Genomic DNA, 386 nt, shown 5'->3' with positions numbered 1-386 from the left:
CCCTCTGTGGTGCATATTCCAATACGTAAATAAATCACCATGTTGTCTTTGCAATCAGAAATCGATTCTTTGTGCGCTGTTTCGCACGAACTTCTCCATTTAGGTCTGGATGGCGAACCCATCTACTCCGACCGTTTCCGTCAGTTAAATACGGATGTGTATCATCGTTGTGAGCATCTTTTCGGTTCACACGGACGTACTCTTGAAGAGGAAGCTTCTCTTTGTATCGCTTTGTTGACCGGCTATAATGCTACCATTTATAATCACGGTGATAAGGAAGATAAAATCCAGTCGGTTCTCAATCGTAGTTGGGATATCTTGGATACACTTCCCGTCTCGCTTTTGAAATGCCGTTTGTTGGTAGCCTGTTACGCCGAGGTCTTTGA

Annotated in this window: 1 protein-coding gene; it reads left to right on the top strand. The window is 44.0% G+C overall.

Features of this window, described 5'->3' with window-relative positions:
* Positions 1-39: 39 nt before the first annotated feature.
* The coding region (locus JZY04_RS21115; protein WP_217726331.1) for a UpxZ family transcription anti-terminator antagonist at positions 40-386 on the top strand (347 nt) is incomplete at its 3' end.

The organism is Bacteroides sp. 11BF (assembly GCF_019633765.1).
Taxonomy (GTDB): Bacteria; Bacteroidota; Bacteroidia; order Bacteroidales; family Bacteroidaceae; genus Bacteroides; species Bacteroides hominis.
This window is presented reverse-complemented; position numbering and strand designations above follow the sequence as displayed.